Consider the following 18,856-nt stretch of genomic DNA (forward strand, 5'->3'; position numbering starts at 1 on the left):
AAGTGCCGAGGCGGTCCCCCGCCGGCTCGTCGGAACCGCCCATGCGCTCGACCGACACCTGAGACCGGTTGGCCCGCGCGGGGGCCCGCCGGTTAGGTTTTCCGTCATGACCACTGCTCCTCGCACCACCGGCGCCGTCGCCGCCGGCCTCGCCACCATCTCCGGCGACGGCACCGTTCTCGACACCTGGTTCCCCGCTCCCGAGCTGACCGACGCGCCCGGCCCCGCCGGCACCGGGCGGCTCACCCCCGACGAGGCCGTCAACGCCCTCGGAGAGGGCGCCGCCAAGGCCCTCGGCGTGGACGCCCGCCGCGGCGTCGAGGTGGTCGCCGTCCGCACCGTGATCGCCTCGCTCGACGACAAGCCGCTCGACGCCCACGACGCGTACCTGCGCCTGCACCTGCTCAGCCACCGCCTGGTCAAGCCGCACGGCCAGAGCCTGGACGGCGTCTTCGGCCTGCTCGCCAACGTCGCCTGGACCTCGCTCGGCCCGGTCGCCGTCGACGACATCGAGAAGGTGCGCCTCAACGCCCGCGCCGAGGGCCTGCACCTCCAGGTGACCTCGATCGACAAGTTCCCCCGCATGACCGACTACGTCGTGCCCGCCGGCGTCCGCATCGCCGACGCCGACCGCGTCCGCCTCGGCGCCCACCTCGCCGCCGGCACCACCGTCATGCACGAGGGCTTCGTCAACTTCAACGCCGGCACCCTCGGCACCTCCATGGTCGAGGGCCGGATCTCCGCCGGCGTCGTCGTCGGCAACGGCTCCGACATCGGCGGCGGCGCCTCCACCATGGGCACCCTCTCGGGCGGCGGCAACGTCGTCATCGCGATCGGCGAGCGCTGCCTGATCGGCGCCGAGGCGGGCGTCGGCATCGCGCTGGGCGACGAGTGCGTCGTCGAGGCCGGCCTGTACGTCACCGCCGGTACCCGGGTCACCATGCCCGACGGCCAGGTCGTGAAGGCCCGCGAGCTCTCCGGCGCCTCGAACATCCTCTTCCGCCGCAACTCGGTCACCGGCACCGTCGAGGCCCGCCCGAACAACGCGGTCTGGGGCGGCCTGAACGACATCCTCCACAGCCACAACTGACGCGGGTGACTCCGCGTCGACGGAGGCCGTTAGGCCCGACGCAGAGTCACTGCACGCAGACAAGGCGAGGAGTCGACATGAGGACGAAGCCCACGTTCGTCGGGGTGCTCACGATGGCGGCGGTCCTGCTGCCGGCCGGTACGGCCCTGGCGGACGAGACGCACACGCACCACGGGCCCACCGTGACGAACGGGCCCAGCCTCTCGCTCCACACCGGGCAGATCGACGACCCGCTGGAGGACGTCCTGGAGCACGCCGCGGTCCTCGGCAGGACCTACACCAGCGACTCCGCCTGAAGCAGCGCCTCGTACGCCGCCCGCAGCCCGTCGACCGCCTCCCGGTCGGCGGGCTGCAGCGGTTCCCGTACCGGGCCGCCGAGCAGCGCCTTGGCGGTGACCGTGCCCGGCAGGCCCGCGTTCATCATCAGCTCGACGAGCGGCAGGAGCCGGGCGTTCAGCCGGGCCGCCCCGGCGGTGTCGCCCGCGTCGAAGGCGTCGAGGACCGCCCGCAGCTGACGCGGCGCCACGTTCGCCACCGTGCTGACGTAGCCCGCGCCGCCGACCGCGTACAGCGGCAGGTTGAGCTCCTCGGAGCCCGAGTAGTACGCGAGCCCGCCCTCCGCGATGACCCGGGCCGAGCCGAGCAGGTCGTACGCGCAGTCCTTCACCGCCGCGATCCGCGGGTGTGCGGCGAGCCGCAGCATCGTCGCGGGCTCGACGCGGGTGCCGGTGCGGCCGGGGATGTCGTAGACCATCACCGGCAGGCCGGTCGCGTCCGCGACCTTCAGGAAGTGCGCCTCGACCGCCGCCTGGGGCGGGCGGCTGTAGTACGGCGTGACGACGAGCAGCCCGTCCGCCCCGGCCCGTTCGGCCTGCCGGGCCAGTTCGACGGTGTGCCCGGTGTCGGAGGTGCCGACGCCCGCGACGACCGACGGGCCGGGACCGACCGCCGCCCGGACGGCCCGCACCAGCGCGGCCTTCTCGGCGTCGCTCGTGGTCGGGGACTCGCCGGTGGTCCCGCTGAGGACCAGCCCGTCGCAGCCCTCCGCCACGAGCCGCACGGCCAGCTCGGCCGCGGCGTCGAGGTCGAGCGCGCCGGAGGGGGCGAACGGGGTGATCATCGCGCAGAGCGCGCGGCCGAAAGGACGTACAGGAGTCATGCGGCAAGTCTGGGCACACCGGACCATGTAGGTCTACTTAGACCTTCTTGGTTCGAGCGATAAGAACTGCTGAAGGATGGCGTGGGTGGGCGCGCCCGGCGTGCTCGGCTGACGCGGTGTGCTCGGCGTGCTCGGCAGACGCGGTGTGCTCGGCTGACGCGGTGTGCTCGGCGGACGTGACGGCTTCGTCCCGCACGACGGACTCCCGGGCTAGAGCGCCCGCTTGAAGCCGTCGTGACTCGGGGCGAAGCCCAGGGAGGCGTAGAAGCGGTGGGCGTCCGACCGCCGCTTGTCACTGGTCAGTTGGACGAGCGCGCAGCCGCGCTCCCCCGCGCGCGCCACGGCCCGCTCCATCAGTTCCCGACCGAGGCCGCCGCCGCGCCGGTCGGCCCTGATCCGGACGGCCTCGATCAGGGCCCGCTCGGCGCCGCCCTTGCCGAGGCCCGGGATGTACGTGACCTGGAGGCAGCCCAGGACGAGGCCGCCGTCCACGAGGACCAGCATCTCGTTGCGCGGGTCGCCCTCGATGTCGGCGAAGGCGCGCTCGTACGCGGCCGTGACGACGACCGAGGCGGGGTCCACCACCCTCTCCTCGTCGGCCAGCAGGGCGAGGACGGCGGGCAGTTCGGCGCGCGTGGCGGGGCGGAGGATCACGGCGCGAAGTCTCGCACGCCGGAGCCGCTTGACCTCAAGCGCGGTTGAGGGAGGACGGTGGATCCCGTCGAAACCGAGCCGGTCCGTGGTCATCCGGGCCGGTCCGGGCCGATCCCCGTCGAAGGAGAACGTCCGCATGAACGCCGTCGCACGCCCCGATGCCCGTCCCGACTTCCAGCGCCCCGGAGTCGGCGCCGTCCTCGTCAGCACCTGGCGGGTCGGCACCCCGGAGCGCCAGCGCGCGGCCGTCGAGGCCATCAGGACCGCCTGGGAGAGCCGTGCGTGGCCGGACCTCGGCCTGCTGTCGTACAGCGTCGCCGTCGGGACCGACGGGGACACGCTGCTGCACTACTCGCAGTGGACCGAGCAGCAGGCCTACGACGACTTCGTCCGCACCTACCGCGACGACCGGAACACCGAGATCGACGCCGCCGTGCCCGGCATCGAGCGCGTGGAGCTCCACCGCTACGCGCCGGTCCACCGCTCCGCCGGCGGGACGGGCGCGGGGGAGCCGGGCGGGATCGTCGTGGTCGCCGAGGCCGACTTCGAAGGGGCCGGAGAGGGGCGCCGCGAGGACTGGGTGGACAGCGTGTTCGGTGCCCTGGAGGAGGACGCGGCGGCGGGGCCGGCGCACGGTGGGATCAGCGCCCGGTTCCATCTGTCCACCGACGGCGGGCGGGTCCTGAACTACGCCGAGTGGGAGAGCGAGCAGGCCCACGAGGAGTGGCTGGCGGACGGCGCCCGGCGGAGCGGGGCGTGGAAGCGGGTGCACGCGTACCCGGGGCTCGCGGGCAGCCGGGTGCGGCGGTACACGCCCGCGCTCAGCCTGAGCGCGGGCGTGTGACCGGTCGGTCCGTCAGGGGCGGAAGCGCAGGACCTGCGGGTCGTGGTCGCTGTCCTGGTCGGCGAACTCGGCGTTGATGTGCACGCTGTCGTACTCGAAGTGGTGCACGCCCGGGCTCGTCAGGATCTGGTCGAGGACCTGGCTGTTGCCCTGGTAGACGTACGAGTAGCGCTCGCTGCGGGGCAGCGACTTCACGGCCGGGTACAGCGCGCCGCCCTCGGTCAGCGCCTCCGTCGTCCCGGAGAACTCGAAGTCGTTGATGTCGCCGACGACGAGGACGTCCGCCTGCTTCTCGACCGCGATGATGTCCTTCACGAAGGCGTTGACGGCCTGCGCCTGCAGGAGTCGCTTCGCCTCGGAGGAGCGGTTCGGCGGCTGGTGGTGCGAGACGATGGACTCGTCGCCGCCCTTGGAGCCGAAGTGGTTGGCGATGACGAAGACCGTGCGGCCGCGGAAGACGAACTCGCCCGCGAGCGGCTTGCGGCTGGCATCCCAGGCGGCGTTCGACGGGTCGATGCGGCCGGGGGAGAGGGTCAGCTCGGCGCGGCCCTTGGTGCCCGTCACGGCGGTGGCGGTGGTGGCGTCGCCGCCCGCGCGGTCCGTGAAGGAGACCCGCTCGGGGTTGAAGAGGAAGACCTGACGGATGTTGCCGCCGGGCTCGCCGCCGTCCTTGCCGTTCTGCGGGTCGACCGAGCGCCACTCGTACGCCGGGCCGCCGGCGGCCAGGATCGCGTCGGTGAACTTCTTCACCGTCGCGTCGGCGGCGACCGTGCCGTCGTTCTTGGCGCCGTTGTTGTCCTGGATCTCCTCCAGGGCGACGATGTCGGGCGAGGCCAGGTTCTCGACGACCGCCTTCGCGAGCGCGTCGAACTTCTCCTGCGGGTCGGTCGGGTCGAGGTTCTCGACGTTGTACGTCGCCACGGCCAGCTCGTTCTTGTGCTGCTTGTCCGTGGTCTCGCGCTCCAGGCCCTCGTCGACGACCGTGCCCAGGGTGCGGGCCGTCAGCGTGTAGCCGCCGAACTGGTTGAAGTCGAGCGGGCCCTCGGTGGTGCCGGTCAGCCGGTCGCCGACGTTCGCCTTGGGGAACGGCTGCTGGGCGAGCGGGGTCAGCGACTGGATCTGGAGCCGGCCGGTGTTCTGCGACTCGTACGAGCCGTAGACCGTGCCGCCGCGGCGGTTGTCGTTCTCCCAGGGCTTCACCGTCACCCAGAGCTCCGCGTACGGGTCGGTGGCGCCGACCACCCGCGAGGAGCCGATCCGGACGTTGGTGCCCTCCAGGGACTCGTAGTAGTCCAGGGCGTACGTCTCGGGGTCGAGCGTCAGGCCGTTGATCGAGCCGCCCGCGGCCGGGTCGCCCTCGGGGGTGTACTCGTCGGGGACCGACCAGGGGGAGATCGTGACGGGGGCCGGGACGGCGTTGCCCTTCGAGACGACCGTGACGACCGGCTTGGAGATCTGGGTCAGCGACTGGTTCCCGGAGTTCAGACCGCCGGGGACGTACTCCGTGACCGTGCCGTTCACGCTGACCGCGTCGCCGACGGCGACGGTCGGGACGGAGCTGGTGAAGACGAAGACGCCCTCACTGGTCGCCGGGTCCGCGTCGGCCTCGGGGTCCTGGATCCAGAAGCCGCGCGAGCCGTAGGTGCGGACGCCGGTGACGATGCCCGTGACGCCGGTGACCTGCTTGCCGACGAGAGGCGAGACGCGCGTCGTGCCCTGGATGTCGTGGATGCGGACGCCGGCGGCGTCCTCGGCGGCGGCGCTCGACGAGCTCGCGAGCAGACCGGCGGCGAGGGCGGCGGCGACGACGGCGGAGACCGCGGCGGATCTCGGTATGGAGGAAGACATCAGAGGACTCCGAGGGTGCTTGGACGATCGGCAGAAAGGTCTACGCGCGTCAATCTCTTTCGAGAGCGGTGGACTTGTCAAGAGTCGACGGGTGTACGAAGGCTGACGGATCCGTGAACCGCCGGACGGCGTCCCGGATGCGTCTACGCTGAGGACCGCTCTTTGAGCCCTTTCGCCTTCACCCACGCACGCGTCGAGGAGACCCCCCAGATGTCAGCGGAGCACCCCACCCTTCCCCCCGTTCGGCTCCGTGCGGACGCGGAGCTGGCGCGGGACGCCCTGGCCGCCCCCCTCCTCGTCCAGGCCGTACGGCTCGCCCGCTGGGCCGGGCCCGACACCCGGGTCGACGCCGGCGGCGAACTCGTCGACGAGCAGCTCCCCGAGGCCGTCGAACTCCTTGGCCTCACCGGCGAGGAGGACGCCGCGATCCTGGCCGGCGACGCCTGGCGGCTCGCGGTCGACACCGGTCTCGTCGACGTCGAGGACGGCGAGGAGGACGCGGAGGGGGCGACCGCCGGGCGCGCCGCCGCCGGCGAGAACCTGGCGCTCGTCACCGGCGGTTCGCCGCAGGACGTCCTCGCGCTCTGGCTGGACGGCTTCGACGCGGTCTTCGCCGACGCCGTCGCCCCCGTCCTCGACGACCTGGACGCGGTCGTCGGCGAGGACGGCGAGATCGACTTCGAGGCGCTGGACTGGGACCCCGAGGTGGAGGCCGACTTCCTGGAGGGCGTCCTCGGCAACCTCTACCTGCTGACGGTCAGCGAGGGCGGCGCCGGTGAGGGCCCGGTGCCGCTGCCCGCGCTCGCCGCGTCCATGGTCGTCCCCGACGACATGGGCGAACCGACCGACGACGTCCTGGAGCAGGTCTCCGACGCGATGATGCGGCTCGACGAGCAGTTCCGGCTCCTGGAGCCGATCGGGCTCGTCGAGTACCAGCCCGTCGACGAGGCCCTGATGGCCGAGGAGGGCGAGGAGCCCGCCCCGCCGGTCGACGACGAGGACGTCTCCCGGTACGGCATGGTGCGGCTCACCCCGCTCGGCCTGTACGGCGTCCGGGCCCGCATGCTGGAGGCCGGCGTGGACGCGCCCGCCGTCGGCGACCTCGCCGGGAAGGGCGCCGACGCGCTCCTCGCGGGGATCGCCGGCTACCCGGAGGGCGCCGCCCGCGAGGAGACCGCCGCCTGGCTGGCCGGCCGCGACGCGCTCACCGCCGCCCGCGAGCTGCTCGCCGCCGCCCGGGGCGCGGACGCCGGCTCGCCGCTCCGCCGCCTGTACTGCCAGCAGACGCTCTCCCTGGTGGGCGCCGAGGCGGAGCCCGCGGTACGGGAGGTGCTCGACGACCCGGAACTCGGCGGCCTCGCACGGGTCTGGCTCGCCGAGCGGGGCGCGACGGACGTGCCCGCGCCCTCCGAGACGATGGTCTTCTGGCTGGCCGTCGACACGATCGCGGCGCAGCTCGGCGCGGACGGCGACCTGGAGGAGCTCCAGGAGCTGATCGAGGGGCTGACCGGACGCCACAGCGGCTTCTTCGAGGCCGCCTGGCGGATCGAGCACCCGGCGACCGCCGAGGTCCTGGAGGCCATGGGGCGCCTGCACCGCGACAAGGCCGTCGCCAAGGACGCCCGCAAGGCCGCCTTCAAGGCCCGCTCCCGGTCGGGCTCCTGACACGGCGCCGGGTGCGCGGCGGCGCGGTCGTCGCGGTCGTCGCGCACCCGGCGCGTGAGGCGCGTACCCGGCGGCACCCGCCGTGTGAGGCGCACTCCCGGCGCGTGAGGTGCGTCCCCGCCGTGTGAGGCGCGCGGTCGGTGTTCCCGCGGCGTGAGCGCGGGCGGGTGTTCCCGCGGCGTGAGGCGCGCGGCGGGTGTTCCCGCGGCGTTCAGCCGCCGTTCGCGGAGGCGCGCAAGGGTGGCCCGCGAGATCAGGCCACCACAGGGAGACGCCACACCATGCCCCTCAACCGCAGAGAGTTCACCAAGCAGTCCGCCGCCGCCGGTGCGGGCCTCGCCCTCACCGGTGTCGTCGGTGCTCTCGCCACCGCGCCCGAGGCGCTCGCGTCCGACGAGCCGGAGGCGTACGGTGCCGGTCACGACCACGGTCACGGCCATGGCCATGGCCACGGTCACGCGCTCGGGTACGGGCCGCTCGAAGCCGACCCCGAGGGCATGCTCGCCCTGCCCGCCGGGTTCTCCTACCGCGTCGTCACCCACAGCGGCGTGACCCGCCTGGAGAGCGGTGAGTTCACCCCGTCCAACCACGACGGCACGGCCGCCTTCGCCGGCCCGCGCGGCAGCACGTACCTGGTCAACAACCACGAGCTCAAGGGCCCCCGCGCGAAGTGGGCCCACCCCGTGCCGCTCGCCGAGGGCCTCGTCTACGACCCGGCCGCCGCCGGTGGCTGCACGGTCGTCGAGGTGCACCGCGACGGCACCGTCGCCGAGTGGGTCGGCATCGCCGGCACCTCCACCAACTGCGCGGGCGGCCGCACCGCCTGGGGCACCTGGCTGACCGGCGAGGAGAACTCCGACCGCGCCGGCGTCAACGGCATGACCAAGGACCACGGCTACGTCTTCGAGGTCGACCCGCGCGACCGCCGCGCCAACCTCGACCCCAAGCCGGTCAAGGCCTTCGGCCGCTACGACCACGAGGCCGTCGTCGTCGACCCCAAGCGCGGCCACGCCTACCTCACCGAGGACGCCTCCAACCCCAACGGGCTGCTGTTCCGCTGGACGCCGCCGGCGGGCTTCGAGCACGGCCGCGGGAAGCTCCGCACCCTCGCCGACGACGCCGGTGTGCTCCAGGCCTCCAAGTGCACCGACTCCGCGGGCCGGTTCGTGGACGACCTCTCCCGGGCCACCCGGATCGGCACCGTCTACGGCGTGGACTGGGTCGACGTCCCCGACCGCGACGGCCGCACCACCGCCGTCCGCAAGCAGTTCGCGGACGGCCAGGTCACCCGCGCCCGCAAGCTGGAGGGCATGTGGTGGGCGGACGGCGGCGCCTACGTCGTCTCCTCCTACGCGCGCGAGGAGAGCCCGGGCGCCGCGCACGACGGCCAGGTCTGGTTCTACGACCCCAAGCGCCGCACCCTCACCCTCAAGGTGCTGCTCGGGGTGAACACGGCCCCCGGCGAGGACGGCGCCTTCGACGGCCCCGACAACATCACCGTCTCGCCGTACGGCGGGCTCGTCCTCGCCGAGGACGGCGAGGGGGTCCAGCACCTCTTCGGCGCCACGGACTCCGGCCGGACGTACCCGATAGCCCGGAACGACCTCAACGACAGCGAGTTCGCCGGCGTGACCTTCTCGCCCGACGGTGACACGCTGTTCGCCAGCATCCAGAACCCGGGCATCATGGTGGCGATCACCGGCCCCTGGCGCCGCCAGCCCCGCGGCTGAACGCCCCCGGGCCGAAACTGATCCCTGGTCAGCGCCATGGGCTGACATCTAACATGTCAGCCCATGGACGCACTGCGGCCCGTGGGCCGGACCCTCCTGCGTGACCGGGCGTACGAGGCGCTGCGCGAGGCCATCGTGCGCGGCGAACTCGCGCCCGGCGCCCCGCTCAAGGACGCCGATCTCGCCGAACGGCTCGGGCTCTCGCGCGCGCCCGTGCGCGAGGCCCTGGCCCGGCTCGGCGACGAGGGACTCGTCGAGTCCAAGCCGCAGAGCTACACCCGCGTCACCCGGCCGGTCAGCCGGGTCGTCCGGGACGCCGCCTCGGTGGTCCGGGTGATGCACGAACTCGCCGCCAGGACCGGCGTGCCCCTCCTCGGCCCCGAGGGCATCCGGACCATGCGCGAGGCCAACGAGCGCTTCGCCGCCGCCGTCCGCGCCTCCGACGTGGAGGCCGCCCTCAGCGCCGACGACGAGCTGCACGAGGTCCTCGTCGTCGCCAGCGGCAACCACGCCGCGGCCGCCACCATCGCGCGGTACACCCCGCTCATCCGCCGCGTCGAGCGGCGGCTCTTCGGCGACGCCGGGAGCTGCGGCTCGGCCGAACTGCACGCCCGGCTCATCGAGGCGTGCGCGGCCGGCGACGCGGAGGAGGCGGTCCGGGTCACCACGGAGATCTGGGCGGCCCTCGAACAGCTCGCCGACGACGCCATCGAGGTCGCCGAGGTCACCGGCATCCCCGCGCCGCCCGCCGGGAGCGGGACGTCTGCAGAGAGCCGGACGCCCGCCGTGAGCGGGACGCCCGCCGAGGGCCGCGAACCCGCCGTGGGCCAGGCACCTGCCGGCAGCCACGAGCCCGCCGGGGTCTCCGTACTGTCGGTACCGCCCGCACCGCCCGCACCGCCCGTACCGTCCGGGCGTCCGTAGGGAGTCCCGGACCGCCGATCCGTCGCCGTCACCCACCGGGAGCCGCTTTGCCGATCACCGATTTCGACCGCTACCCGCTCCTCTTCGGGCCCTCGCCGGTCCATCCCCTGGAGCGGCTCACGCATCACCTCGGGGGCGCCACGCTGTGGGCCAAGCGGGAGGACTGCAACTCGGGGGTGGCGTACGGCGGGAACAAGACGCGCAAGCTGGAGTACCTGGTCGCCGACGCCCTCGCGCAGGGCTGCGACACCCTCGTCTCCATCGGCGGCGTGCAGTCGAACCACACCCGCCAGGTCGCGGCCGTCGCGGCGCGGGCCGGCCTGAAGTGCGTCCTCGTCCAGGAGAGTTGGGTCGACTGGCCCGACGCGGTCTACGACAAGGTCGGCAACATCCTCGTCAGCCGCCTCGCCGGCGCCGACGTGCGCCTGGTGAAGGCCGGTTTCGGCATCGGCTTCAAGGAGAGCTGGGAGCAGGCGCTGCGGGAGGTCGAGGAGGGCGGCGGAAAGCCGTACGCGATCCCGGCCGGCGCCTCCGACCACCCGCTCGGCGGCCTCGGCTTCGCGAACTGGGCGTACGAGGTGGCCGAGCAGGAGCGCGCGCTCGGCGTCCACTTCGACACGGTCGTCGTCTGCTCGGTGACCGGCTCCACCCAGGCCGGCATGGTCGCGGGCTTCGCCGCGCTCGCCGAGGAGGGCGGACCGGCCCGCCGGATCATCGGCGTCGACGCCTCCGCGAAGCCCGGCCCGACCCATGAGCAGATCACCCGGATCGCCCGGAACACCGCCGCCCTCATCGGCGTCGAGCGCGAGGTGACGGCGGCCGACGTCGAGCTGGACGAGCGCTACCACGCCGGGGTGTACGGCATCCCGGACGAGGCCACCCTCGACGCGATGCGGCTCGCCGCCCGCACCGAGGGCATGGTCACGGACCCCGTCTACGAGGGGAAGTCGATGGCGGGGCTGGTCGACCTGGTGGACCGGGGAGAGATCGGCCGGGACTCGACCGTGCTCTACGTCCACCTCGGCGGCCAGCCCGCCCTCAACGCCTACAGCGCCCTGTTCTAGCGGCGCGCCCCGGCCGGTCGCTCAGAGCGCCTGGGCGGCCGGCTTCACCATGCCGCGGACGGTGCGGGACTTCACGAACTCGCCCATCGCCGTCATCTCCCACTCGCCGGAGAACTGCTTGATCAGCTTGGCCATCATCACGCCGGTCTGCGGCTCGGCGGTCGTGAGGTCGAAGCGGACCAGCTCCTCGCCGGTCGCCGCGTCCATCAGCCGGCAGTAGGCCTTGGCGACCTCGGTGAACTTCTGGCCCGAGAAGGAGTTGACCGTGAAGACCAGGCCGGTGGCGTCGGCCGGCAGCCGGCCCAGGTCGACGACGATGACCTCGTCGTCGCCCGCGCCCTCGCCGGTGAGGTTGTCGCCGGAGTGCTTCACCGAGCCGCCCAGGATGGACAGCTTGCCGAAGTAGCAGCTGTCCAGGTGGTTGCGCTGCGGGCCGTACGCGATGACGGAGGCGTCCAGGTCGATGTCCTTGCCCCGGTAGGCGGGCTCCCAGCCGAGACCCATCTTGACCTGGGACAGCAGCGGACGGCCGCCCTTGACCAGGGACACCGTCTGGTTCTTCTGGAGGCTGACCCGGCCCTTGTCGAGGTTGATCTTGCCGGTGGAGACGGGGGCGGCGGGGGCGGCCGGGGGAGCGGGCGGCGCCGGCGGGGCCGCGATCCGCGGGTCGACCGGGGCGGCGGCCGGCGCGGGCGGGACCGGCGGCGCGACGGCGGCCGGTGCCGGGGCGGCGGCCGGTGCCGGGGCGGCGGCCGGGGCGGCGGCCGGCTCGTCGTCCACCGAGACGCCGAAGTCGGTCGCGATGCCGGCCAGGCCGTTCGCGTATCCCTGGCCCACGGCGCGGGCCTTCCAGGCGCCGTTGCGCAGGTAGATCTCGACGACCACCAGGGCCGTCTCGGTGGCCAGGCGCGGCGGCGTGAAGGTGGCGAGGACGCTGCCGTCGTCCGCGTTGCGCAGGGTCGCCGTGGGCTCGATGCCCTGGAAGGTCTGGCCGGCGGCGTCGGGGCTCGCCGTGACGACGATCCGCTCGATGCCGGCCGGGAGGGAGGCGGTGTCCACCAGGATGGCGTCGGGCGCGGTCCCGCCGCCGGAGCGGTAGGTGACACCGGGCCCGGTCGGCTGGTTGTAGAAGATGAAGTCGTCGTCCGAGCGGACCTTGCCGTCTGCGCCGAGCAGCAGGCCCGAGACGTCGAGCCGCACCGGGGCGGCGACGTCCACCGCCACGCGCGCGGCGGTGAGAGGGATGTTCGAGCCGGGGGTCATAGCGGTCATGCCAGGGCTAACGATCCGAGCCCCTTTGCCGTTCCCTTACCCGCGCCCGGTTCGGCCACCCTGGTTACGCGGATGGTTCCTGGCCTGCCGTTCGTTGCCGAAGCGGTACGAGCCCGTCCAGCGGGCCATGACCAGCTGGGCGTCGCCGGACTCCACCTCCGCGAGGAACTTCTCGGCCCGCCCGCCGCGCAGCACGCCCGCGGCGCGCCCCTGGTGGGTGAGGACGACGGTGCCGTCGCGGCGTTGCTCGTACGTGAATCCCTGAGGTCGTGGCATGCCGCGCATCCTGCCGTTCCCGGTCAGATCCGTCATATGAATATTCTTTCGGTTCATGGGTGCAGTGCGGTCCGCGGGTGCGGTGGGTGGGAGTTCGTTCCGTACGGGGGACGTGGACGAGGCGCGCGTGGAGCTCGACGCCCGCTACTACGCGAACCGGATGGACGTGCTCGACGGGGAGCGGCGCCCCTTCGCGGCCCGCTTCGACACCGTCGTGCTGGGGCCGCTGGTCATCGGCGACCTGAGCTGCGGCGCCGACGTGCGGATGAGCTTCGGCGAGCTCGGCGCCTACCACCTGAACGCGCCGCTGAGCGGGACGATGGAGATGCGCCAGGGCGGCGGCCCCACGGTCGTCGCGACGCCGGCCGAGGCGCTGCTGCTCGATCCGGCGGGGGACACCTTCCTCGACCGCTGGAGCGGCGACTGCCGGACCCTGTCGGTGAAGGTCGGGGCGGCCGCGCTGCGCGACCGGCTGGGGGCGCTGACCGGCCGTCCGCCGGGCGGCCCGCTGGCCTTCGCGCCCCTGCTGGACATCACGCGCGGCCCCGGTCTGAGCTGGGTGCGCTTCGCCCGGCAGGTCGCCGCGGAGGCGCTCGCCGGGGACGGGCTCGCCCGGCACGAACTGGTGGCCCGGCCCCTGCAGGAGGCCCTCCTGAACGGGCTCCTCCTGGCCGCCGACCACCCCTGGCGTGAGGCCCTCGCCCACCCCGCGGAGCCGCGCCGCCCGGCGCCGGTGAAGCGGGCGATGGACGCGGTGCGGGAGCGCCCCGAGCACCCCTTCACCAGCACCGAGCTCGCGGCGCTGTCCCGGGTGAGCGTGCGGCGCCTCCAGGAGTCCTTCCGGGAGTACGTGGGGATGTCGCCGATGGCGTACGTGCGGGAGGTGCGCCTCGACCGGGCGCGGGAGGAACTGCGGGCGGCGGCCCCGGACGAGGTGAGCGTGAGCGAGGTGGCCTGGCGCTGGGGCTTCGCCCACCAGGGCCGGTTCGCGGCGCGCTACCGCGAGAAGTTCGGGGAGTCGCCGTCACGGACGCTGCGGTCGCCCCGCTGACCGCTGACCGCTGACCGCTGACCGCTGACCGCTGACCGGGGTCCGCTGACCGCTGACCGGGCCGGGGCTGTGTCGGGGCTGGGCAGGATCCGGGGCTGGGCTCCGGGGGCCGGGCTCCGGGTCCGGGTCGGGCAGGATCCGGCTCTCGGGCCGTCCCGGGTTCGGCTCCGTTCCGGCTCCGGACCCGGAGTCGGGGTTTCAAGCCAGAGTTCGGGTCGGCCCGCCGGGGGTGTGCGGGGCGGGGGCGGGGGCGTGTCGTGCGCCGGGCGTGCGCCGGGTGCTCGCCGCCGTGCGTCGACTCGTCGCGCATTCCGGACAGGGGCCGCGTTCCGCGGCTCGCGATGATCTTCGCCCGGGCCTACGGTGAGGAGGTCCGGTCTGCCAGCGCGCGCCGTGACCCGGGCCCCGGCCGGCTCCCCCGTATCAGTCCGGCCGGGTCCTGAGCACCATCGCACCCCCGTCCCCCCGGTCGGTGCCCCGTGGGCCCGCCCCCGGTCGCTCAGTGCGGCCAGCGGGGCGGGTCCACGCAGAAGTGGCCGCCCAGGTACAGGTCGTCGGCGCTGCCCTCCGGCGGGACGCCCTTGTCGGCGAGGAGCTTCTCCGCGTACGCCTCCGAGTCGTCCCGCGGATCGAAGCCGAGCGCGCGGGCTGTGGTGAGGTCCCACCACGCGCGCGTGTTGGCGGAGGAGCCGTACACGACCGTGTGGGCCACGTCCGGGGCGGTGAGCGCGGCGTGCAGGAGGCGGGCGCAGTCCGCGGGGCTGAGCCACATCGAGAGCATCCGCACGGAGGTGGGCTCGGGGAAGCAGGAGCCGATGCGGACGGAGACGGTCTCGACGCCGTGCAGGTCCCAGTAGAGCTGGGCCAGGTCCTCGCCGAAGCACTTGGACAGGCCGTAGAAGGTGTCGGGGCGGTGCGGGGTGTCGACCGGGACGAGGGGTTCGCCCTCGCGCGGGCGCCGGGTGAAGCCGACGGCGTGGTTGCTGGAGGCGAAGACCACGCGTCGGACGCCCTCCTCGCGGGCGGCCTCGTAGAGGTGGTGGGTGCCGGTGATGTTGGCGGCCACGATCCGGTCGAAGTCGGCCTCCAGGGAGATGCCCGCGAGGTGCACGACCGCGTCGACGCCCCGGACCGCCTCGCGCAGCGCCGCGCGGTCCGCGAGGTCGGCGACGATCGCGTCCGGTTCCCCGGGCACCGGGACGGCGTCCAGGAGGCGGAGGTCGTAGCCGTACGGGGGCAGCAGCTCCCGCATCAGCGTGCCGACGCCCCCGGCGGCGCCGGTGAGCAGGACGGTGCGGGGTACGGGCATGGAGCGGGCCTCCTCCGTCGAGTGCCATGCGGCTGAGTGTCGTTCACAACCGTGGACACGCTAGGGAGCGGTCCGACGGAGCGTCAAGGGCCGGTGGTGCGGCGGCCTTTCTCCTTGACCCTTGTTCCGGGCTGATCTAGCGTGCGTCACGGCATCGTTCAAGAATATGGATGACAGTCAGAACTGTGCACAGCGTGTCTGTGTGCGACGGACTTCCCTGGGAGCCCCCGTGACCACTGCCCCGCTCGCCGGCCGGCTCGACGGCCTGCTCTTCTTCCCCGTCACCGCCTTCGCGCCGGACGGCTCCGTCGACCTCGACGCCTTCCGCGCCCACGTCCGCGCCGGTGTCGAGGCGGGCGCCGCGGCCGTGTTCGCCTGCTGCGGCACCGGAGAGTTCCACGCCCTCACCCCCGAGGAGTTCCGGGACTGCGTCGCCGCCGCCGTCGAGGAGGCGGCCGGCCGCGTCCCGGTCGTCGCCGGCACCGGCTACGGCACCGCGCTCGCCGTCCGGTACGCGCGCCTCGCCGAGGAGGCGGGCGCGGACGGACTCCTCGCCATGCCCCCGTACCTCGTCGTCGCCGACCAGGCCGGACTGCTCCGCCACTACACCGAACTCGCCGCCGCCACCCCGCTCGACGTCATCGTCTACCAGCGGGACAACGCGATCCTGACCCCCGAGACCGCCGTCGCCCTCGCCCGCACCGACGGCGTCATCGGCCTCAAGGACGGCCACGGCGACCTCGGTCTCATGCAGCGGATCGTCAGCGCCGTCCGCGCCGAAGGCCTCGACCTGCTGTACTTCAACGGCCTGCCGACCGCCGAACTCACCGGCGCCGCCTACCGCGCCATCGGCGTCACCCTCTACTCCTCCGCCGTCTTCTGCTTCGCCCCCGACCTCGCCCTCGCCTTCCACCGCGCCCTCGCCGCCGGCGACGACGCCACCGTCGACCTGCTCGTCGACGGCTTCTACCGGCCGTTCGTCGAACTCCGCCACCAGGGGCGGGGATACGCCGTCTCGCTCGTCAAGGCGGCGGTGCGGCTGGGAGGCCTGGACGTCGGCGCGGTACGGCCGCCGCTGAGCGAGCCCGCACCCGAACACCTCCGCGAACTCGCCCTGCTCGTCGAGCGCGGCCGGGCCCTCCTCGAGGAGGCCGGGGCGTGAGGGCGGGCGCCTTCGTCTACCCGTGGGACGTCGACGGCGACCCCGCCGCGCCCGGACTCCTCGCCGGACTCGGCCTCGCCCAGGTCACCCTCGCCGCCGCCTACCACTCCACCCGGGCGCTGAGCCCCCGGCACCCCGCCCACCGGGTCGTCACCGCCGAGCACGCCGCCGTGCTCTACCCGCCGGACCCCGACCGCTGGGCCGGCCGCGCGCTGCGCCCGTACCCGGCGGGGGAGTGGGCACCCGGCGACGCGTACGGGCGGGCCGCCGACGCCCTCGCCGGCACCGGCCTCGACGTGCACAGCTGGGTCGTCCTCGCGCACAACTCCCGCCTCGGCGCCGAGCATCCGGAGACCTCCGTCGTCAACGCCTACGGCGACCGGTACCCCTGGGCCCCCTGCATCGCCCGCCCCGACGTCCGCGCGCTGCTCGTCGACCTGGCGGCCGAGGCCGCCGTCCGGCCCGGCGCGGCCGGCACCGAGCTGGAGTCCTGCGGCTGGTACGGCCTCGCCCACCTGCACGCCCACGACAAGACCGGCGGGATCTCCCTCGGCGAGCGGGGGCAGCACCTGATGTCGCTCTGCTTCTGCCCCGCCTGCCGGCAGGGGTACGGGGACGGAGGCGCCGACCCCGACGAACTGGCCGCCGCCGTGCGCACGGCCCTGGCGCCCGTCTGGACGGGATCGGGACCGGCGGGCGGCCTCGGTGTCCTGGAGGCCCCGGCCCTGGCCTGGCGCGCCGGGACGGCCCGCGCCTTCCAGGAGGCCGCCGTGGCCGCCGTACGGGCCGCCGCCCCGCCCGGCTTCCGGATCCTGCTGCACGCCGACCCCGACCCGTACCGCTGCGGCGCCGACGCCGGCACCGACCCGGTGCACGTCCTGGGGCTCGCGGACGGCGTCGTCGCCCGCCCGCCGAAGGTCGCCGCCTTCGCCGCCCACGCCCGCCCGGGCACCGTCGTCGCGGCCAACCTCCAGGTCGTCGGCGGCATGGGCGGCGCCCCCGGGGACCTCGCCCGCGACGCCGCCTCGGCCCGTGACGCGGGCGCGACCGAACTGCGGCTGTACCACGCCGGGCTGGCCTCGGACGAGGACCTGGACGCGGTCCGTACGGCGCTGCGGAAGCTCGGCTAGCCCCGGCGGATCAGGGCCGGGGGGTCGTGTCGGCGGCTCCCCGGCGCGCGGTGTCCGCCGGCCCTGCGGTGTCCGCCGGGCCCGCCGCGTCCGCCGTCCGCCGCTCCGCGCGCCGGCGTCGCCACGCGAGCGCGAAGGCGACCGCCGCGACCAGGGTGGGGGCGGCCGACCGCGCGGTGAGGGAGGCCGGCCATTCGGGGGTGAGCAGCGACGTCGTGCCGCTGGTGTAGCGGCAGGTGGCCTGGGGCGGGAAGAAGGAGTGCGCCACCGTCGTGGGCGCGTGCTCGCCCCAGCCGCCGCCCGTGGAGCAGGCCGACGACGGGCCCGCGAGCAGCTTCCAGCCGACCAGCGCGTACAGCGTCGCGAACACGGAGCCGGTCACGACGAGTGCCGTTCTCGTCCGGTTCAGCTTCTCGGCCCGGGACATCGGCCGCACCCAGGGGGGCGCCGACGCGCGGTTCGAAGCACTCCGCGAGCAGCGCCGCGAACAGGCAGACGACCAGGACCGTCAGGGCGAGCCAGAGCAGCGGGCCGAGGACGCTCAAGCCGTCGGGCGAGGAGACCTCCCCGCCCGCGAACTCGCAGACCGTGGCCGGGGGAAAGGCCTCGTTCCGCGTCCTCGGCAGCGGACCGGGACCCGTGACCATCCCCTGCATGCACCGCTCGTCGTGCTCCAGCATGCCGAACGCCGCCAGGCCCGAGCCGATCACCACCATGCCGGACGGGACCCCTGCCGCGGCCCACAGGCCGCCCGTCCGGTAGCCGCCGTGCGCACGTGTGTCTCACATCCGGCCGGGCCGGTGGGTGTCCGGCATCCGGCCGGGCTGAGGGGCGTCCTGCCGATCCGGCCGGGCTTGCGGGGCCCGGCACGCACGCCGATCCGGCCTGATCGGCAGGACACGCCTCCTAGTCGGTGTCCTCGTCCGGCAGGGCGGCGAGCAGGCGTTCCGTCGAGGCGCGGGTGTCCGCGACGTGGGCGCGCGCCAGCGTCTCGGCGCCGTCCTCGTCGCGGTCGCGGACCGCCGCGTAGAGCCGCTCGTGGGCCCCGCACATCGGTTCGCCGTCGGACTGGGCGGAGGTGAGCCGGAAGAGGCGGCGCAGGCGGGAGTCGAGCGGGGCCATCAGGTCCACCAGGAGCGGGTTGCCGGAGAGTTCGACGATCCGCCGGTGGAAGTCGGCGTTGAGGGAGACCGCCTCGCGCAGGCGCCCGGACTCGGCCGCCTTCCTGGCGCGGGCCAGGAGGCCCTCCAGGTCGCGGAGTTGGGCGGGGGTGGCGTGCCGGGCGGCGAGGCGGGCGGCGAGGCCCTCCAGGTTCTCCCGCACGTCGAAGAGGTAGGCGGCGTCGCGCGGGCCGAAGTCCGCGACCACCGAGCCCCGGCGCGGCCGCACGGAGAGGAAGCCCTCCGATTCGAGCCGCTGCATCGCCTCGCGCACCGGCACCCGGGAGACCCGCAGCTCCTCGGCGATCTCCCGCTCCACCAGCCGGGTGCCCGCCGGGTACTCCGCCTCGATGATCCGCTCGCGCAGCTCCACGTACACGCGCTCGCGCAGGGACGGGTGGCTGTCCCCGATGGCGGAGCTGCCGGCGGCGGGGCGGGGCGTGGTCATGGGGACGGCTCCAGTCGGGAGGTGCGGGGCGGTGGTCCTCCGATCTTCGCAGACCGGTTCGGGCGGCCGG

18 protein-coding genes are annotated in these 18,856 nt (G+C 74.3%); 10 read left to right on the forward strand and 8 right to left on the reverse strand.

Translation table 11 applies throughout. The features are described 5' to 3' along the window. Positions 1 to 106 precede the first annotated feature (106 nt). Both dapD and ACIQFX_RS14590 read left to right on the forward strand, forming a co-directional pair. The gene (gene dapD / locus ACIQFX_RS14585) at positions 107 to 1,090 is read left to right on the forward strand and encodes a 2,3,4,5-tetrahydropyridine-2,6-dicarboxylate N-succinyltransferase (RefSeq protein ID WP_402462514.1); all 984 of its coding nucleotides are present in this window, start codon (positions 107 to 109) and stop codon (positions 1,088 to 1,090) included. A 77-nt stretch (positions 1,091 to 1,167) separates the two neighbouring features. Next, positions 1,168 to 1,386, forward strand: coding sequence for a hypothetical protein (locus ACIQFX_RS14590; protein WP_402462517.1), 219 nt, complete (start codon positions 1,168 to 1,170; stop codon positions 1,384 to 1,386). On the opposite strand, the gene dapA is transcribed toward ACIQFX_RS14590, so the two are convergent. Next, positions 1,365 to 2,249 carry a 4-hydroxy-tetrahydrodipicolinate synthase gene (gene dapA, locus ACIQFX_RS14595; protein ID WP_402462520.1) on the reverse strand — a complete coding sequence of 295 codons (885 nt, stop codon included), beginning with the start codon at positions 2,247 to 2,249 and terminating at the stop codon, positions 1,365 to 1,367. The genes ACIQFX_RS14590 and dapA overlap by 22 nt on opposite strands. Positions 2,250 to 2,459: 210 nt before the next feature. After that, complete coding sequence (locus tag ACIQFX_RS14600) at positions 2,460 to 2,903, reverse strand: GNAT family N-acetyltransferase (RefSeq protein ID WP_402462523.1); 444 nt, start codon at positions 2,901 to 2,903, stop codon at positions 2,460 to 2,462. Positions 2,904 to 3,039: 136 nt separating this feature from the next. Between ACIQFX_RS14600 and ACIQFX_RS14605 the strand changes: the two genes are divergently transcribed. After that, entirely contained in the window at positions 3,040 to 3,747 is a 708-nt protein-coding gene (locus tag ACIQFX_RS14605; protein ID WP_402462526.1) for an antibiotic biosynthesis monooxygenase, read from the forward strand. A 12-nt stretch (positions 3,748 to 3,759) separates the two neighbouring features. Here ACIQFX_RS14605 and ACIQFX_RS14610 read toward each other — a convergent pair whose 3' ends face one another. After that, entirely contained in the window at positions 3,760 to 5,595 is a 1,836-nt protein-coding gene (locus ACIQFX_RS14610; protein WP_402462529.1) for an endonuclease/exonuclease/phosphatase family protein, read from the reverse strand. Between the two features lie 210 nt (positions 5,596 to 5,805). Between ACIQFX_RS14610 and ACIQFX_RS14615 the strand changes: the two genes are divergently transcribed. From ACIQFX_RS14615 to ACIQFX_RS14630, 4 genes are all read left to right on the forward strand, one after another. Next, positions 5,806 to 7,260, forward strand: coding sequence for a hypothetical protein (locus tag ACIQFX_RS14615; RefSeq protein WP_402462532.1), 1,455 nt, complete (start codon positions 5,806 to 5,808; stop codon positions 7,258 to 7,260). 281 nt (positions 7,261 to 7,541) lie between these two features. Continuing rightward, positions 7,542 to 8,990: an alkaline phosphatase PhoX gene (locus ACIQFX_RS14620; RefSeq protein ID WP_402462534.1), complete on the forward strand. Its 1,449-nt coding sequence runs from the start codon at positions 7,542 to 7,544 to the stop codon at positions 8,988 to 8,990. A 63-nt stretch (positions 8,991 to 9,053) separates the two neighbouring features. Next, positions 9,054 to 9,914: a GntR family transcriptional regulator gene (locus ACIQFX_RS14625; protein ID WP_402462537.1), complete on the forward strand. Its 861-nt coding sequence runs from the start codon at positions 9,054 to 9,056 to the stop codon at positions 9,912 to 9,914. Positions 9,915 to 9,961: 47 nt separating this feature from the next. Continuing rightward, the gene (locus ACIQFX_RS14630) at positions 9,962 to 10,978 is read left to right on the forward strand and encodes a 1-aminocyclopropane-1-carboxylate deaminase (protein ID WP_402462540.1); all 1,017 of its coding nucleotides are present in this window, start codon (positions 9,962 to 9,964) and stop codon (positions 10,976 to 10,978) included. Positions 10,979 to 10,999: 21 nt separating this feature from the next. Here the strand turns inward: ACIQFX_RS14630 and ACIQFX_RS14635 are convergent, their stop codons facing one another. Together ACIQFX_RS14635 and ACIQFX_RS14640 are read right to left on the reverse strand one after the other, a co-directional pair. Next, positions 11,000 to 12,250 carry a TerD family protein gene (locus tag ACIQFX_RS14635; protein ID WP_402462543.1) on the reverse strand — a complete coding sequence of 417 codons (1,251 nt, stop codon included), beginning with the start codon at positions 12,248 to 12,250 and terminating at the stop codon, positions 11,000 to 11,002. A 36-nt stretch (positions 12,251 to 12,286) separates the two neighbouring features. Then, a complete protein-coding gene (locus tag ACIQFX_RS14640) occupies positions 12,287 to 12,526 on the reverse strand; it encodes a hypothetical protein (protein WP_402462546.1) in 240 nt (79 codons plus the stop codon). Positions 12,527 to 12,581: 55 nt separating this feature from the next. Here ACIQFX_RS14640 and ACIQFX_RS14645 point away from each other — a divergent pair, with 55 nt between their 5' ends. Further along, a complete protein-coding gene (locus ACIQFX_RS14645; RefSeq protein WP_402462549.1) occupies positions 12,582 to 13,577 on the forward strand; it encodes an AraC family transcriptional regulator in 996 nt (331 codons plus the stop codon). Positions 13,578 to 14,076: 499 nt separating this feature from the next. Here ACIQFX_RS14645 and ACIQFX_RS14650 read toward each other — a convergent pair whose 3' ends face one another. Beyond that, positions 14,077 to 14,886, reverse strand: a complete 810-nt coding sequence (locus ACIQFX_RS14650; RefSeq protein WP_402462552.1) for an NAD-dependent epimerase/dehydratase family protein — start codon at positions 14,884 to 14,886, stop codon at positions 14,077 to 14,079. 229 nt (positions 14,887 to 15,115) lie between these two features. Here ACIQFX_RS14650 and ACIQFX_RS14655 point away from each other — a divergent pair, with 229 nt between their 5' ends. Further along, entirely contained in the window at positions 15,116 to 16,048 is a 933-nt protein-coding gene (locus ACIQFX_RS14655) for a 5-dehydro-4-deoxyglucarate dehydratase (RefSeq protein WP_402462555.1), read from the forward strand. Then, positions 16,045 to 17,178, forward strand: a complete 1,134-nt coding sequence (locus tag ACIQFX_RS14660) for a hypothetical protein (protein ID WP_402462558.1) — start codon at positions 16,045 to 16,047, stop codon at positions 17,176 to 17,178. Before ACIQFX_RS14655 ends, ACIQFX_RS14660 begins: the two co-directional genes overlap by 4 nt. Positions 17,179 to 17,188: 10 nt before the next feature. Here ACIQFX_RS14660 and ACIQFX_RS14665 read toward each other — a convergent pair whose 3' ends face one another. Both ACIQFX_RS14665 and ACIQFX_RS14670 read right to left on the reverse strand, forming a co-directional pair. After that, positions 17,189 to 17,605 (reverse strand): hypothetical protein, encoded by a 417-nt coding sequence (locus ACIQFX_RS14665; protein ID WP_402462561.1) that lies wholly within the window; start codon positions 17,603 to 17,605, stop codon positions 17,189 to 17,191. Positions 17,606 to 18,084: 479 nt separating this feature from the next. Beyond that, positions 18,085 to 18,786, reverse strand: coding sequence for a GntR family transcriptional regulator (locus ACIQFX_RS14670; protein ID WP_402462564.1), 702 nt, complete (start codon positions 18,784 to 18,786; stop codon positions 18,085 to 18,087). Positions 18,787 to 18,856: the final 70 nt, after the last annotated feature.

The organism is Streptomyces sp. NPDC093089, assembly GCF_044754405.1.
Lineage (GTDB): Bacteria > Actinomycetota > Actinomycetes > Streptomycetales > Streptomycetaceae > Streptomyces.

Excerpts from the sequence above, each read along its gene's own strand:
- dapD (WP_402462514.1), top strand. The coding sequence starts at position 107 with ATGACCACTGCTCCTCGCACCACCGGCGCCGTCGCCGCCGGCCTCGCC.
- ACIQFX_RS14590 (WP_402462517.1), top strand. The coding sequence starts at position 1,168 with ATGAGGACGAAGCCCACGTTCGTCGGGGTGCTCACGATGGCGGCGGTC.
- dapA (WP_402462520.1), bottom strand. The coding sequence starts at position 2,249 with ATGACTCCTGTACGTCCTTTCGGCCGCGCGCTCTGCGCGATGATCACC.
- ACIQFX_RS14605 (WP_402462526.1), top strand. The coding sequence starts at position 3,040 with ATGAACGCCGTCGCACGCCCCGATGCCCGTCCCGACTTCCAGCGCCCC.
- ACIQFX_RS14610 (WP_402462529.1), bottom strand. The coding sequence starts at position 5,595 with ATGTCTTCCTCCATACCGAGATCCGCCGCGGTCTCCGCCGTCGTCGCC.
- ACIQFX_RS14615 (WP_402462532.1), top strand. The coding sequence starts at position 5,806 with ATGTCAGCGGAGCACCCCACCCTTCCCCCCGTTCGGCTCCGTGCGGAC.
- ACIQFX_RS14620 (WP_402462534.1), top strand. The coding sequence starts at position 7,542 with ATGCCCCTCAACCGCAGAGAGTTCACCAAGCAGTCCGCCGCCGCCGGT.
- ACIQFX_RS14625 (WP_402462537.1), top strand. The coding sequence starts at position 9,054 with ATGGACGCACTGCGGCCCGTGGGCCGGACCCTCCTGCGTGACCGGGCG.
- ACIQFX_RS14635 (WP_402462543.1), bottom strand. The coding sequence starts at position 12,250 with ATGACCGCTATGACCCCCGGCTCGAACATCCCTCTCACCGCCGCGCGC.
- ACIQFX_RS14640 (WP_402462546.1), bottom strand. The coding sequence starts at position 12,526 with ATGCCACGACCTCAGGGATTCACGTACGAGCAACGCCGCGACGGCACC.
- ACIQFX_RS14645 (WP_402462549.1), top strand. The coding sequence starts at position 12,582 with ATGGGTGCAGTGCGGTCCGCGGGTGCGGTGGGTGGGAGTTCGTTCCGT.
- ACIQFX_RS14650 (WP_402462552.1), bottom strand. The coding sequence starts at position 14,886 with ATGCCCGTACCCCGCACCGTCCTGCTCACCGGCGCCGCCGGGGGCGTC.
- ACIQFX_RS14665 (WP_402462561.1), bottom strand. The coding sequence starts at position 17,605 with ATGTCCCGGGCCGAGAAGCTGAACCGGACGAGAACGGCACTCGTCGTG.
- ACIQFX_RS14670 (WP_402462564.1), bottom strand. The coding sequence starts at position 18,786 with ATGACCACGCCCCGCCCCGCCGCCGGCAGCTCCGCCATCGGGGACAGC.